The 13,342-nt window shown below is 69.9% G+C and carries 15 protein-coding genes; 14 read left to right on the top strand and 1 reads right to left on the bottom strand.

Annotated elements, in window-relative coordinates; all coding sequences use genetic code 11:
• Positions 1 to 65: 65 nt before the first annotated feature.
• From secY to truA, 11 genes are all read left to right on the top strand, one after another.
• Positions 66 to 1,394, top strand: coding sequence for a preprotein translocase subunit SecY (secY, locus tag HNR10_RS11465; protein ID WP_179823052.1), 1,329 nt, complete (start codon positions 66 to 68; stop codon positions 1,392 to 1,394).
• A complete protein-coding gene (locus tag HNR10_RS11460; RefSeq protein WP_179823050.1) occupies positions 1,395 to 2,060 on the top strand; it encodes an adenylate kinase in 666 nt (221 codons plus the stop codon).
• A complete protein-coding gene (map, locus tag HNR10_RS11455; protein WP_179823048.1) occupies positions 2,060 to 2,884 on the top strand; it encodes a type I methionyl aminopeptidase in 825 nt (274 codons plus the stop codon). The genes HNR10_RS11460 and map overlap by 1 nt, the downstream gene beginning before the upstream one ends.
• 70 nt (positions 2,885 to 2,954) lie before the next feature.
• Positions 2,955 to 3,410 carry a DUF1707 domain-containing protein gene (locus HNR10_RS11450; protein ID WP_179823046.1) on the top strand — a complete coding sequence of 152 codons (456 nt, stop codon included), beginning with the start codon at positions 2,955 to 2,957 and terminating at the stop codon, positions 3,408 to 3,410.
• Positions 3,411 to 3,690: 280 nt separating this feature from the next.
• The gene (gene infA / locus HNR10_RS11445; protein WP_013156135.1) at positions 3,691 to 3,912 is read left to right on the top strand and encodes a translation initiation factor IF-1; all 222 of its coding nucleotides are present in this window, start codon (positions 3,691 to 3,693) and stop codon (positions 3,910 to 3,912) included.
• An 82-nt stretch (positions 3,913 to 3,994) separates the two neighbouring features.
• Positions 3,995 to 4,081 carry a 50S ribosomal protein L36 gene (gene rpmJ, locus HNR10_RS11440; protein WP_312889488.1) on the top strand — a complete coding sequence of 29 codons (87 nt, stop codon included), beginning with the start codon at positions 3,995 to 3,997 and terminating at the stop codon, positions 4,079 to 4,081.
• Between the two features lie 211 nt (positions 4,082 to 4,292).
• A complete protein-coding gene (gene rpsM / locus HNR10_RS11435; protein ID WP_053616318.1) occupies positions 4,293 to 4,673 on the top strand; it encodes a 30S ribosomal protein S13 in 381 nt (126 codons plus the stop codon).
• Positions 4,674 to 4,739: 66 nt separating this feature from the next.
• Entirely contained in the window at positions 4,740 to 5,144 is a 405-nt protein-coding gene (gene rpsK / locus HNR10_RS11430; RefSeq protein ID WP_053616319.1) for a 30S ribosomal protein S11, read from the top strand.
• 182 nt (positions 5,145 to 5,326) lie between these two features.
• Positions 5,327 to 6,349: a DNA-directed RNA polymerase subunit alpha gene (locus HNR10_RS11425; RefSeq protein WP_179823044.1), complete on the top strand. Its 1,023-nt coding sequence runs from the start codon at positions 5,327 to 5,329 to the stop codon at positions 6,347 to 6,349.
• A gap of 67 nt (positions 6,350 to 6,416) precedes the next feature.
• A complete protein-coding gene (rplQ, locus tag HNR10_RS11420; RefSeq protein WP_179823042.1) occupies positions 6,417 to 6,902 on the top strand; it encodes a 50S ribosomal protein L17 in 486 nt (161 codons plus the stop codon).
• A gap of 100 nt (positions 6,903 to 7,002) precedes the next feature.
• A complete protein-coding gene (gene truA / locus HNR10_RS11415; RefSeq protein ID WP_179823041.1) occupies positions 7,003 to 7,848 on the top strand; it encodes a tRNA pseudouridine(38-40) synthase TruA in 846 nt (281 codons plus the stop codon).
• Between the two features lie 69 nt (positions 7,849 to 7,917).
• Here the strand turns inward: truA and HNR10_RS11410 are convergent, their stop codons facing one another.
• Positions 7,918 to 9,078, bottom strand: coding sequence for a hypothetical protein (locus tag HNR10_RS11410; RefSeq protein ID WP_246406179.1), 1,161 nt, complete (start codon positions 9,076 to 9,078; stop codon positions 7,918 to 7,920).
• Positions 9,079 to 10,751: 1,673 nt separating this feature from the next.
• On the opposite strand from HNR10_RS11410, the gene rplM reads away from it, so the two are divergent.
• From rplM to glmM, 3 genes are all read left to right on the top strand, one after another.
• Complete coding sequence (gene rplM, locus HNR10_RS11405; RefSeq protein ID WP_053616342.1) at positions 10,752 to 11,201, top strand: 50S ribosomal protein L13; 450 nt, start codon at positions 10,752 to 10,754, stop codon at positions 11,199 to 11,201.
• 36 nt (positions 11,202 to 11,237) lie between these two features.
• A complete protein-coding gene (gene rpsI / locus HNR10_RS11400) occupies positions 11,238 to 11,747 on the top strand; it encodes a 30S ribosomal protein S9 (RefSeq protein ID WP_053616324.1) in 510 nt (169 codons plus the stop codon).
• 160 nt (positions 11,748 to 11,907) lie between these two features.
• Positions 11,908 to 13,245 (top strand): phosphoglucosamine mutase, encoded by a 1,338-nt coding sequence (gene glmM / locus HNR10_RS11395; protein ID WP_179823039.1) that lies wholly within the window; start codon positions 11,908 to 11,910, stop codon positions 13,243 to 13,245.
• Positions 13,246 to 13,342: the final 97 nt, after the last annotated feature.

Raw genomic sequence — 13,342 nt, 5'->3', positions numbered from 1 at the left:
GACGATTCAGGATCGGCCGCGATGTCTGGAACCCGTTCCGCCGCCGAAGCCGCGCAGGAGGAGACGTGCTAGGTGCGTTCGTTCGTGCATTCCGCACGCCCGACCTGCGCAACAAGCTGCTGTTCACACTGTTCATCCTGACGATCTTCCGTCTGGGGTCGGTGATCCCCGCACCGGGGATCGACTCCGCGGCGATCCGGGACCAGATGGAGGCCATCACCGCGGCGGATGAGTCCGGGGTGTACGCGCTGGTGAACCTCTTCAGCGGCGGCGCGCTACTCCAACTGGCGGTGTTCGCGCTCGGGGTCATGCCCTACATCACCGCGAGCATCATCATCAACCTCCTCACTGTGGTGATCCCGCGGCTGGAGGCCCTCAAGAAGGAGGGCCAGTCCGGCCAGACGAAGATCACCCAGTACACCCGCTACCTGACGCTGATGCTCGCTGTCCTGCAGTCGACCAGCATCGTCGCCATGGCCAGGACGGGCGCGCTGTTCCAGGGCTCCATCCCGGTCAGCACCTACCTGCCCAACCAGGACATCCTCACCCTGGTCACGATCGTGGTCGTCATGACCGGCGGCACCGCCATCATCATGTGGTTCGGTGAGCTGATCACCGAGCGCGGGGTGGGCAACGGCATGTCGCTGCTCATCTTCACCACGGTCATCTCGAGCTTCCCGGCCATGATCATGGGCCTCTACCAGGAGCGCTCGATCTGGGTCTTCACCATCATCTGCATCGCCGCCCTGGTGCTCGTCACCGCGGTGGTCTTCATGGAGCAGGCGCAGCGCCGCATCCCGGTGCAGTACGCCAAGCGCATGGTGGGACGCCGGATGTACGGGGGCAGCTCCACCTACATCCCGCTGAAGGTCAACCAGGCGGGCATCATCCCCGTGATCTTCGCCTCCTCGCTGCTGTACCTCCCGCAGCTGGTCGTGGGTCTGATCGGGCAGGAGTCCACCAACCCGGTCGTCACCTTCATCCAGACCTACTTCAGCACCGGCACCGGGATCCACCCGGTGTACATGGTCACCTTCTTCGCCATGATCGTCGGGTTCGCGTTCTTCTACGTGTCGATTACCTTCAACCCCGATGAGGTCTCCGACAACATGAAGAAGTACGGTGGGTTCATCCCGGGTATCCGGCCTGGGCGTCCGACCGCCGAGTACCTCAACTACGTGTTGAAGCGGCTGACGACGCCCGGTTCCATCTACCTGGGTGTGATCGCGCTCCTTCCGATGGTCGCTCTCGGTGCCAGCGGCGCCGGCGGCGCCGGCATGGGCATCGCGATGCAAGGAACGAGCCTCCTGATCATGGTCGGTGTCGGGCTGGACACGGTGAAGCAGATCGAGAGTCACCTCCAGCAGAGGAACTACGAAGGTTTTCTGCGATAAATGCGTGCAGTATTGGTGGGGCCGCCTGGGGCCGGAAAAGGCACTCAGGCCCAGATCCTCGCGTCGGAGCTGTCGATCCCGAAGGTGTCCACCGGTGACATCTTCCGGGCCAACGTCAGCGGTGGTACGGAGCTCGGCAAGAAGGCCAAGGAGTTCATGGACCGTGGAGACCTCGTCCCCGACGAGGTCACGAACGCCATGGTCAAGGACCGTCTGGCGAAGGAGGACGCGGCCAACGGGTTCCTGCTCGACGGGTTCCCGCGCAACGTCCCCCAGGCCGAGACCCTCAACGGCATGCTCGCCGACCTCGAAGGGCGGCTGGACGTCGTCCTGGAACTGAGGGTCGACGAGGACGAGGTCGTCAAGCGCCTGTCCGGGCGCCGCTCCTGCCCGGAGTGCGGCCGCGTCTACCACGTCGAGTACGACGCTCCCACGACGGCGGGCTCGTGCGATGACGACGGCGCTGAGCTGTACCAGCGGGAGGACGACCGCGAGGAGACCATCAGGCACCGCCTGAAGGTCTACCGCGAGCAGACCGCCCCGCTGGTGGAGTTCTACGAGCGCGAGGGACTCCTGGCCACCATCGCGGCCACGGGTTCCGTGGAGCAGGTCACGGCACGGGCCAAGGCCGCCATCGCGGAGAAGGCCGACGGGACCGGCGTCTGATGTTTCGGAAGGCGGAGCCGGACGTGCAGATCAAGACGCCGGAACAGATCGCCAAGATGAGGGCGGCGGGCCAGGTCGTGGCCCGCGCCCTGGACACCCTCCGGGCCGCGGTGCGGCCCGGGGTGTCCACCCTCGAACTCGACTCGATCGCGGAGAAGGTCATCCGTGACGCGGGGGCGGTGCCCTCCTTCAAGGGCTACCACGGCTTCCCCGGGTCCATCTGCGCGTCGGTCAACGAGGAGGTCGTCCACGGCATCCCCAGCTCCGAGCGGGTGCTGGCCGAGGGCGACATCATCTCCATCGACTGCGGGGCCATCCTGGACGGCTGGCACGGCGACTCGGCGATCACCGTCGCGGTCGGCGAGGGCCGTCCCGAGGACCTGGCGATGATGGAGACCTGCGAGGAGTCCATGTGGCAGGGGATCGCGCAGATGCTGCCGGGCGGACGCCTCGGCGACATCGGCCACGCGATCGGCGGCCACATCACCAAGCACGGCGGCTACGGCAACGTCCGCGAGTACGGCGGCCACGGCATCGGCACCGAGATGCACATGGACCCGCACGTGCTCAACTACGGCAAGCGCGGCAAGGGCATCCGGCTGGTCGAGGGCATGTGCCTGGCGATCGAGCCGATGACCACGCTGGGCAAGCAGGACGTCGTCGAACTGGACGACGGCTGGACCGTGGTGACGCGCGACGGCCGGCGGGCCGCTCACTTCGAGCACTCCGTGGCCATCACCGCGCAGGGCCCGCTCGTGTTGACCGCGCGCGAGTCCGACCGCGATAAAATCACACAGATGGGTTTCGTCCAGCCGACCTGGTAGGCGGACCCGGCCCTACGCGCCTCGCGCGCAGGACGCCACCACCCACGGTCGAAGATGCGAGGTGCGCGCAATGTCCGACCCGGTGCCGTCGATACGCACGTCCGACTCAGAGCGCGACCGCGTCGCGCAACTCCTCCAGGAGCACTTCGCCCAGGGGCGACTGGACCACGAGGAGTTCACCGACCGGTTGAGCCGCACCTACAAGGCCCGCACGGTCGACGAGCTCGAACTCGTCACCCAGGACCTGCCCGAGCGCGACCTGGCCGACATCCAGGGCGCCGGCGTCCAGCCCGCCCAGGGCGAGGACGGTCCTCCCGGACCCCAGCTGACCATGCGCGACCCGGCACTGATGGTGCCGTGGGCGCTGTACGGCGGGGTCAACGTCCTGTGCTTCGTGATCTGGCTGATCCTGTTCCTCACCGCGGGCCACGGCTATCCGTGGTTCCTGTGGGTGCTGGGCCCGTGGGGCATCCTCATGGGCCTGGTGACCCTGGGGGTGCTCGCGGCGCCCCGGATCCTGCGCTGAGCGCGGTCACCGCCCGCCCCCTCCGGCGTGGTAATGAGTACTTGCCCGGAGGGGATAGACTGGCACTGCCCATACGCGGGCTGTTGGGTCAGCATGCCATCTCTGTGCCACGTCCACCTAGTGACGTACGCTCTTGCAGTTGACCTGATCTTCCAGTGTGTCCTGGCTCCGACGACGTCCGGCTTCGTCCGCCGTCGTCGGGTCCGTCGCGTCATGCGGGACCGCTGGAGTCGCGTCGGGTTGTCCTGATCAACCAATCGATGAGCGAGGCGTGGAGGACATGGCGAAGAAAGACGGCGCCATCGAGATCGAGGGTTCCGTTGTCGAGTCCCTACCCAACGCTATGTTCAAGGTAGAGCTCGACAACGGGCACCAGGTCCTTGCCCACATCAGTGGCAAGATGCGGATGAACTACATCCGCATTCTTCCCGACGACCGTGTCGTCGTGGAGCTGAGCCCGTACGACCTCACGCGCGGGCGCATCGTTTACCGCTACAAGTAGCCGTCACGGGCCGTCCGGGCCCGCGACGAGTGACGTGATGAGTTCGGAGTCACCGATGAAGGTCAAGCCGAGCGTGAAGAAGATCTGCGCGAAGTGCCGCGTGATCCGTCGTAACGGCCGGATCATGGTCATTTGCTCGGACCCGCGCCACAAGCAGCGCCAGGGCTAGTTCCCCGGTTCGCTGTCCGCGGCTTCCGCCCAGCGAGTTACCCCGAGGGGTCCCATCCCCGAAGGGCTTGAAAGAACGAATACCTGTTCCGATTCCGGGGCCGCGGAGGCCCGGGAACAACCCCCGGTCGGAGGCCGGGGCCTCGTCGATTGGGCGACGGGAGGGTGGAACGGGTCAGACCTCCGCACAGCATGGATGGAGTCTCGCCCACATGGCACGTATTGCCGGCGTTGACCTTCCCCGCGACAAGCGGGTGGAGATCGCTCTCACGTACGTTTTCGGGGTCGGGCGCACGCGCGCGCTCGAGACCCTGGCGAACACCGGTGTCGACGGGAACACCCGCGTCTACCAGCTGGCCGAAGAGGACCTGGTCAAGCTCCGCGAGTGGATCGAGGCGAACTACCAGGTCGAGGGTGACCTGCGCCGTGAGGTCCAGGCCGACATCCGTCGCAAGATGGAGATCGGCAGCTACCAGGGCATCCGCCACCGCCGCGGCCTTCCGGTCCGCGGTCAGCGCACGCAGACCAACGCGCGTACCCGCAAGGGCAAGAAGAAGACCGTGGCCGGTAAGAAGAAGGCCGGTAAGAAGTAGTCCGCTCGGACTGTCCACCGCGTCCGAGAACCGTCAACGGACCGATGATCTCTGGGAGTTTCGCTAATGCCGCCTAAGGGCCGTCAGGGTGCCGCGCGCAAGGTGCGTCGCAAGGAAAAGAAGAACATTGTCCACGGACACGCTCACATCAAGAGCACGTTCAACAACACGATCGTGAGCATCACGGACCCCACGGGTGCCGTGATCGCGTGGGCCAGCTCCGGACAGGTCGGCTTCAAGGGTTCGCGTAAGTCGACCCCCTACGCCGCGCAGATGGCCGCCGAGGCCGCTGCCCGCCGCGCGCAGGAGCACGGCGTCCGCAAGGTGGACGTCTTCGTCAAGGGCCCGGGTTCCGGCCGGGAGACCGCCATCCGTTCGCTGCAGGCGACCGGCCTCGAGGTGGGCTCCATCCAGGACGTCACCCCGGTGCCGCACAACGGCTGCCGTCCGCCGAAGCGCCGCCGCGTCTGACCCGGCAGCGGGTGCCCGCGTCTCCTACCACGCGGGTGCCACGTCGCGCTCGCCCCGCGCGGTCCCGGCTGGGACCCGCGCGGGCGGGGTAGGAATCCGAGTAGAGGGCACCGCCGATCCGGCGGTGTCCATCCGGTGGCCGTCAAATAGCGGGCGGCCATGTGGAAGGGAAGTCACGGACCATGTTGATCGCACAGCGTCCCACGCTCGCCGAGGAAGCGATCTCGGACCTGCGCTCGAAGTTCGTCATCGAGCCGCTGGAGCCGGGTTTCGGCTACACGATCGGTAACTCGCTTCGGCGTACCCTGCTGTCCTCCATCCCCGGTGCGGCTGTCACCAGCATCCGCATCGAGGGCGTCGAGCACGAGTTCACCACCGTGCCCGGGGTCAAGGAGGACGTCACCGAGATGATCCTCAACCTCAAGGGCCTGGTCGTCAGCTCCGAGCACGACGAGCCGGTGCTGATGTACCTGCGCAAGCAGGGCCCCGGTGTGGTGACCGCGGCGGACATCGCTCCGCCGGCGGGTGTCGAGGTGCACAACCCCGACCTGCACATCGCCACGCTGAACGGCAAGGGCAAGCTGGAGATGGAGCTGACGGTCGAGCGCGGCCGCGGTTACGTCTCGGCGACGCAGAACAAGCAGCAGGGCCAGGAGATCGGTCGGATCCCGATCGACTCCATCTACTCGCCGGTGCTTCGTGTGACCTACAAGGTCGAGGCCACCCGTGTCGAGCAGCGCACCGACTTCGACCGCCTGATCGTCGACATCGAGACCAAGCCGGCCATCCGTCCCCGTGACGCCGTGGCCAGCGCGGGCAAGACCCTGGTCGAGCTGTTCGGTCTGGCGCGAGAGCTCAACGTCGACGCCGAGGGCATCGACATGGGCCCGTCGCCGACGGACGCCGCGCTCGCGGCGGACCTGGCGCTGCCGATCGAGGACCTCAACCTGACGGTCCGGTCCTACAACTGCCTCAAGCGTGAGGGCATCCACAGCGTTGGTGAGCTGGTGGCCCGCTCCGAGCAGGACCTGTTGGACATCCGCAACTTCGGTGCCAAGTCCATCGATGAGGTCAAGCAGAAGCTCATCGACATGGGCCTGTCCCTGAAGGACTCCCCGCCCGGATTCGACCCCAGCACGGCGGCCGACAACTACGGCTCCGATGACGACGAGGGTGAGTCCTTCGTCGAGACGGAGCAGTACTAACCGACCTCGTCGCCCATGGTCCACGGCCGAGTGCGGCCGCGGATCGCATCACTAGGAGAACGACACCATGCCCACGCCTACCAAGGGCGCCCGTCTGGGTTCCGGGCCCGCTCACGAGCGGCACATCCTGGCGAACCTCGCGACCTCGCTGTTCCAGCACGGCCGCATTCGCACCACCGAGGCCAAGGCCAAGCGCCTTCGCCCCTACGCCGAGAAGCTCATCACCCTCGGCAAGCGCGGTGACCTGCACGCCCGTCGTCAGGTCCTGACCAAGATCACGGACAAGTCCGTGGTGCACGAGCTGTTCACCGAGATCGGTCCTCGCTACGAGAACCGTCCCGGTGGTTACACCCGTATCACCAAGATCGGTCCGCGCAAGGGCGACAACGCCCCGATGGCCGTCATCGAGCTGGTGGAGGCGCTGAGCGCGCCCGCCGCCGCTCCGGCCGCGGCCCCGGCCGCCGCCGAGGAGGCCCCCGAGGCCCCCGAGGCCGCCGCCGAGGAGACCACGGAGGCCCCCGCGGCCGCCGAGGAGAGCTCCGAGAGCAAGTAGGGCGGACGGTGCCCGGGCGCGAGCCCGGGCCCCGACCGTTCACCGAGTGCCCGATCCCTCGTGGGGGTCGGGCACTCGGCATTTCCGGGATGGGGGTTCGATGGACGACAACGAGACGACGGTCCGGATCTGGCTGGACATCGCCTACGACGGCACGGACTTCTCCGGCTGGGCGCGGCAGCCGACGCGGCGCACCGTCCAGGGGGAGCTGGAGTCGGGCCTGGCGAAGGTGCTGCGGCAGCCGGAGGTGGCGCTGACGTGCTCGGGGCGTACGGACGCGGGGGTGCACGCCCGGGGCCAGGCGGCGCACGCGGACGTCCCGGCCGCGGCCTGGGAGCGCGAGGGGGAGGCCCTGCTGCGCCGGCTGGCGGGGGTGCTGCCCAAGGACGTGCGGGTGACCGGCGCCCGGGTGGCGCCGCCGGGGTTCGACGCGCGCTTCTCGCCCCTGTACCGGCGCTACCTGTACCGGGTGAGCGACGCCCCGTACGGGGTCGACCCGCTGCTGCGGCGGGACGTGCTGTGGCACCGCAACCCGGTGGACGTGGACCGGATGAACGAGGCGGCGGCGCGCCTGGTGGGGGAGCACGACTTCGCGGCCTTCTGCAAGAAGCGGGAGGGCGCCACGACCATCCGTGAGCTGTTGCGCCTGGAGTGGGAGCGGGTGGACACCCACCTCGTGCACGGGACGATCCAGGCGGACGCGTTCTGCCACAACATGGTCCGCGCGCTCGTGGGAGCGCTGCTGGCGGTCGGGGACGGTCGGCGCGGGCCGGAGTGGCCGGGAGAGGTCCTGGGCGCCGCTGTGCGCGACTCGTCGGTCCATGTGGTCGGTCCGCAGGGGCTGAGCCTGGAGGAGGTGTGCTTTCCGCCGCCCGGCGAGATGGCCGAGCGGGCGCGGTCCACGCGGCGGGTCAGGGAGCTGCCGTGCCCGGGGCACGAGGAGTGAGGTGACCGGGAGGGAACGGCGTGAGGGGCGCACCGGCCGCGGCCGGTGCGCCCCTCACGCGTTCGGACGTCAGGCGCGGTCGTCGGCGAGCCGGGCGAAGGCCTCGTCGAGGAAGCCCTCGCCGATGTCGCGCAGGAGCGCGGCGTCCTCGCTCCCGCCCTCGGCCTCCTCCTCCGTGCCGTCGCTGTTGGCGGCGAGGGAGAACAGGACGTAGCGGCCCCACTGGCCGCTGCTGCCGTGGCCGCCGGAGTAGCCCAGGCGCTCGGCGGGGGTGCCCTCCTCGCCGGGCAGGCCGGCGAACCACTCGGCGGCGACCAGGTCCTGCGCGTCCATGGCGGCCGCGGCCTCGGTGTCGGTGGGCATCGCGGCGACGCCGACCGTGACGGCGTGGTTCCCGTCCTCGCTCACGTAGGAGGCGCGGACGAGCTGGCGGCAGTCGTTGCCGCTCAGGGCCTCGCCGTAGCTTCCGTGGGTGCCGGAGGCGCAGTCCTCGGTGTCCTCGTCGACGACGCGGGTGAAGGCTCCCTGCCCCTCGATCTCGACGGTCTCCGGGAAGAGGGCGTCGGTGGTGAGGGCGCCGGGGTCGTCGGCCTCGTCGGCGACCGACGCGGCGTCCGCGGAGCCGCTGTCGCCACCGGTGCCGCTGGCGAGGAAGAACGCGCCGCCGCCCGCGACCACCAGCAGGACCACGAAGCCCGCGATGACCAGGAGCCGGGTGCGGTTCCCGCCGCGCCGGGGCGGGGCGTCGTCGTAGTCGTCATAGCCCGCGTAGTCGTCGTAGGAGTCGTAGTCGCTCACCGCGGCGACGTCGAACTGGGCGGTGTCCGCGCCGGAGTCGGCGGGCATCTCGTCCCGGTACAGCGGCCGGTCGTCGCCCCGGCCGGGGACGGGCGGGACGGCCTGGATGCTCTCGGTGGCGCCCATGGCGTCCGCGGGGAAGACCGGCTCGGGGCCGGGGGGCCCGCTCATGCCGGGCTGTCCGCCCGTGGGGTAGGGGGAGGCGATCGGCACGGGTCCGTTCGGCGGCGACCCCGGGCCGGGCTGCTGGTGCCCCATGGGGGCCTGGCCGCCGGTCGGGGGCGTTCCGGGGAACTGCTGCCCCGGAGCCCCGGGGGGCATGCCGGGCGGGCCGCCGAAGGGCTGCTGGTGCCCCACGGGGGTCTGGCCGCCGCTCGGGGCGGTGCCGGGAATGTGTTGCCCTGGCGCGCCCTGCTGGGGTCCGGAGGGCATGCCGGGGTGTGGTCCCTGGCTTCCGGGAGCGCCGAACGGCGGCTGTCCGGGCGCGTTGGGCTGGTTCCCCTGAGGTCCTTGTTGTCCGTGGGGTGGGAAGGGCTGCTGGGGTCCAGAGGGCTGGCCGGGCTGGTGTCCTTGAGGGCCCTGTTGTCCGTGGGGCGGGAAGGGCTGCTGGGGTCCGGAGGGCATGGGGGTCTGGCCGCCGCTCGGGGCGGTGCCGGGAATGTGTTGCCCTGGCGCGCCCTGCTGGGGTCCGGAGGGCATGCCGGGCTGAGGGCCCTGGCCTCCCGGCGCGCCGTACGGCGGTTGCCCGGCCGCGCCGGGCTGGTGTCCCTGTTCTCCGTGGGGCGGGAAGGACGGCTGGGGTCCGTGATGGCCGTCGGCTTGGTGAGGGCCGCCGGGCTGTGCGGGCATGCCCGGCTGAGGGCTGTGGCTTCCGGGAGCGCCGAAGGGCGGCTGTCCGGGCGCGCCCTGGGGTCCCTGCTGCCCCTGGGGCGGGAAGGACGGCTGGGGTCCGGAGGAGATGGGGGGCTGGCCGCCGCTCGGGGCGGTGCCGGGGATCTGTTGTCCCGGGGCGCCCTGCTGGGGTCCGGAGGGCTGGCCGGGCTGGGGGCCCTGGCCTCCCGGGGGGCCGTACGGCGACTGCCCGGGTGCGGTGGGCTCGTGCCCCTGGGGCCCCTGTTGCCCTGGAGTTCCCAAGGGCTGCCCCGGCATGCCCGGCTGAGGGCTGTGGCTTCCCGGGGCGCCGTACGGCGGTTGCCCGGCCGTGCCGGGCTGGTGCCCCTGCTGTCCGTGGGGCGGGAAGGACGGCTGGGGCCCGGAGGGCTGGCCGGGCTGGGGGCCGTGGCTTCCCGGAGGGCCGTACGGCGGCTGTCCGGGGGGCGAGTAGGGGCTCGCGGGCGGCTGGGGGAGGAGGCCGTGGGAACCGGGCGCGTCGTGTGCGGGTGCCGGCCCCGGTGTGGGATCCTGGCCCTCGGAAGAGCCTGGCGCTGATCCGAGGAGGTCCTGGCCGTCACCGCTCTCCGGACCGGTGGGGTGACCGTCGGGACCGTGTTGGGGCGGGTTCGGATACGTGCTGATGGGAGTCTCCGAGGGCTCTGGAGGATGTGGGGCTGGGACCGCGGCGGACCGGGTCCGTGACCAGATCCGCGCCGTGGTGTCCGTGGCACCGTCCCGTCGGCGCGGATAAGCTGCCGGTACCGGGGTGCCGAAGCGACCGTGACGGGTGTCTCCAAGGTTCGTGTCAGGGCTCGTCGTGCTCTGCGGAGACCGGCCTTTCGGTGCAAGAGTAGCCAACGCGCGGACGCGGACAGGACGAAGCACTCCCGGCGACAGGCATAATAAAAGGCGGAGAGGTCACGGATGTGACCCCGTGCCGGCGCTTTCCCCGCCGAGCGTGGTCCTGCCGGTCTACCCCGCCGCTGGCTTTGACCTGCGCTGCGGTGGCCAGGTAGGATATTCCGTTGTTGTGCGTTGAGTTGCCGTGGGCCCCGGACTGTCGGGCGCCGATCCACGCACCATCGTCTGCGCACTCACCTCCGGGTCGTCCTGATTGGCATGGGCATCCGGCCAAGTAACGCCCCGCAAACCCGCGGGAGTGTTTCGTAATACGAGTCCTCCATCCCGCCCATGGGATGGGGCAGCCGACTGAAGAGCGAAGGCAAACGATCGTGCGCACATACAGCCCCAAACCTAGCGATGTCCAGCGTCAGTGGCACGTTGTCGACGCTACCGATCTCGTGCTCGGGCGTATGGCGAGCCAGGTTGCCACGCTTCTCCGGGGCAAGCACAAGCCCTACTACGCGCCCCACATCGACACCGGCGACTTCGTGATCGTCGTGAACGCCGACAAGGTCGCGCTCACCGGTAACAAGCTGGAGCAGAAGCGGGCCTACCGTCACTCCGGTTACCCGGGCGGTCTGCGTTCGGTCGCATATGCCGACCTGCTGGAGAAGAACCCGGAGCGCGCCATCGAGAAGGCTGTCAAGGGGATGCTGCCCAAGGGCTCCCTCGGCCGCCAGATGGGCAAGAAGCTCAAGGTGTACGCCGGTCCGGAGCACCCGCACCAGGCCCAGCAGCCGGTTCCGTTCGAAATCAGGAAGATCGAGCAGCCCGCCTAGGCGTTCGCGAGACTTACAGGAAGCACGAGGATAACCGTGTCCGAGCCCACCGGCATCGAAGACGTCGCGCAGGAAGTCGCTGACAACCCGGAGGAGTTCCCCTCCGAGTACACCAGCGAGTCCGACGAGACGGTCGCCGCCTACGTCCCCACCGCGTCCGGCCCCAGCGCCGGCACCGGCCGCCGCAAGGAGGCCATCGCCCGCGTCCGTATCGCTCCCGGTTCCGGTGAGTGGAAGATCAACGGCAAGCCCCTCGAGGTCTACTTCCCGGACAAGGTCCACCAGCAGACCATCAAGGACCCGCTCGTCTCCCTCGGATTCGACGGCGCCTACGACGTCTTCGCCCGCCTGAACGGCGGCGGCACCAGCGGCCAGGCCGGCGCGCTGCGCCACGGCATCGCCCGTGCGCTGGCGTCCCTGGACCCGGAGAACAACCGCCCGACCCTGAAGAAGGCCGGTTTCCTGACCCGCGACTCCCGTGAGGTGGAGCGGAAGAAGGCCGGTCTCAAGAAGGCGCGCAAGGCTCCTCAGTTCTCCAAGCGCTAGTGCTCATGCGCCGGCGCTCGCTCGGCTGAGTTTCCGCCCGTACGTCGCCCCTGTCCACAGGGAGCGGCGTACGGGCGTTCGTGTTTTCCCGTGGCCTCCCCGCCACGTTGTTCTCCACCGGCGCCGGACGCGGCGCCGTTCTCGAAAGGGGCTGTCGCCTGTGGCTCGGCTGTTCGGAACAGATGGTGTCCGCGGTGTCGCTGGTCGGGACCTGACCGCAACGCTCGCTCTGGATCTGTCCATCGCGGCTGCGCGCGTGCTGGCGCGCGACACCGGTGATCGTCGGCCGCTGGCCGTCGTGGGGCGCGATCCGCGTGCGTCGGGCGAGTTCCTGGAGGCCGCCGTGGTCGCCGGTCTGGCGAGCACCGGGGTCGACGTCGTCCGGGTGGGCGTGCTGCCCACGCCGGCCGTTGCCTTCCTCACGGGCGACCTGGGCGCCGACTTCGGCGTCATGCTCTCGGCCAGCCACAACCCCGCGCCCGACAACGGCATCAAGTTCTTCGCGGGCGGCGGCCAGAAACTCGAGGATGCCCTGGAGGAGGAGATCGAGGGCATGCTCGGCGTGCCCGCCAATCCGGTCGTCGGAGACCGGGTCGGCCGGGTCAGCGACTCCCTGGACGGCGCCGACCGCTACGTCGAGCACATCCTGGCCTCCCTGCCGCACAGTCTCCAGGGCCTCAAGGTCGTGGTGGACTGCGCGAACGGCGCCGCCGTGCGAGTGGCGCCCGAGGCGCTGCGGCGCGCGGGGGCCGAGGTCGTGGCCATCGGCGACGAGCCCGACGGCTACAACATCAACGAGGGCTGCGGCTCCACCCACCTGGAGCGCCTCCAGCGGGCGGTGCGCACCCACGGCGCGGACGCGGGCATTGCCAACGACGGGGACGCCGACCGCTGCCTGGCGGTGGACGCCGAGGGCTGCGTGGTCGACGGCGACCAGATCCTCGGCATCCTGGCCACGGAGGCCAAGGAGGAGGGCCGTCTGGTCGAGGACACCCTCGTCGTCACGGTCATGTCCAACCTGGGGCTGAAGCTCGCGATGAGCCGCGAGGGCATCCGCGTGGTCGAGACCGCGGTCGGCGACCGGTACGTGCTGGAGGCCATGAAGAACGGCGGTTTCGGCCTGGGCGGTGAGCAGTCCGGCCACGTGATCCTGCTGGATCACGCCACCACCGGCGACGGCGTGCTGACCGGCCTGCACCTGCTCGGCGCCATGGCGCGCCGCCGGCTCGGCCTGGCGGAGCTGGCCAAGGTGATGACGCGCCTGCCGCAGGTGCTCATCAACGTCCCCGACGTGGACCGGTCGAAGGTCGACGACAGCGCGGAGCTGGCGGAGGCCGTGGCCGCCGCCGAGGCCGAGCTCGGTGAGACCGGCCGGGTGCTCATCCGCCCGAGCGGGACCGAGCCCAAGGTCCGCGTGATGGTCGAGGCCGCGGAGCACGACCAGGCGCAGGCGGTGGCCGAGCGGCTGGCCGGAGTGGTGCGCTCGGCCCTGTCCTGACGGGGCACGCGCCGCACGCGCGCTCGGGCAGAAGGACGCTCGGGCGCGCGTTGTGCTGTGCGGGGGTGATCCGGCGCGGTGTCCGGACGCCTTCGGC

The organism is Nocardiopsis aegyptia, from assembly GCF_013410755.1.
GTDB lineage: Bacteria > Actinomycetota > Actinomycetes > Streptosporangiales > Streptosporangiaceae > Nocardiopsis > Nocardiopsis aegyptia.
Note: the sequence above shows the minus strand (reverse complement) of the source record. Positions and strands in the feature narration are given on the sequence as shown.

Coding starts and splice junctions, on each gene's coding strand:
- HNR10_RS11425 (WP_179823044.1), top strand. CDS start 5,327: ATGTTGATCGCACAGCGTCCCACGCTCGCCGAGGAAGCGATCTCGGAC.
- HNR10_RS11410 (WP_246406179.1), bottom strand. CDS start 9,078: ATGCCCTCCGGACCCCAGCAGGGCGCGCCAGGGCAACACATTCCCGGC.
- HNR10_RS11460 (WP_179823050.1), top strand. CDS start 1,395: ATGCGTGCAGTATTGGTGGGGCCGCCTGGGGCCGGAAAAGGCACTCAG.
- truA (WP_179823041.1), top strand. CDS start 7,003: ATGGACGACAACGAGACGACGGTCCGGATCTGGCTGGACATCGCCTAC.
- map (WP_179823048.1), top strand. CDS start 2,060: ATGTTTCGGAAGGCGGAGCCGGACGTGCAGATCAAGACGCCGGAACAG.
- rpsK (WP_053616319.1), top strand. CDS start 4,740: ATGCCGCCTAAGGGCCGTCAGGGTGCCGCGCGCAAGGTGCGTCGCAAG.
- rplQ (WP_179823042.1), top strand. CDS start 6,417: ATGCCCACGCCTACCAAGGGCGCCCGTCTGGGTTCCGGGCCCGCTCAC.
- HNR10_RS11450 (WP_179823046.1), top strand. CDS start 2,955: ATGTCCGACCCGGTGCCGTCGATACGCACGTCCGACTCAGAGCGCGAC.
- rpsM (WP_053616318.1), top strand. CDS start 4,293: ATGGCACGTATTGCCGGCGTTGACCTTCCCCGCGACAAGCGGGTGGAG.
- infA (WP_013156135.1), top strand. CDS start 3,691: ATGGCGAAGAAAGACGGCGCCATCGAGATCGAGGGTTCCGTTGTCGAG.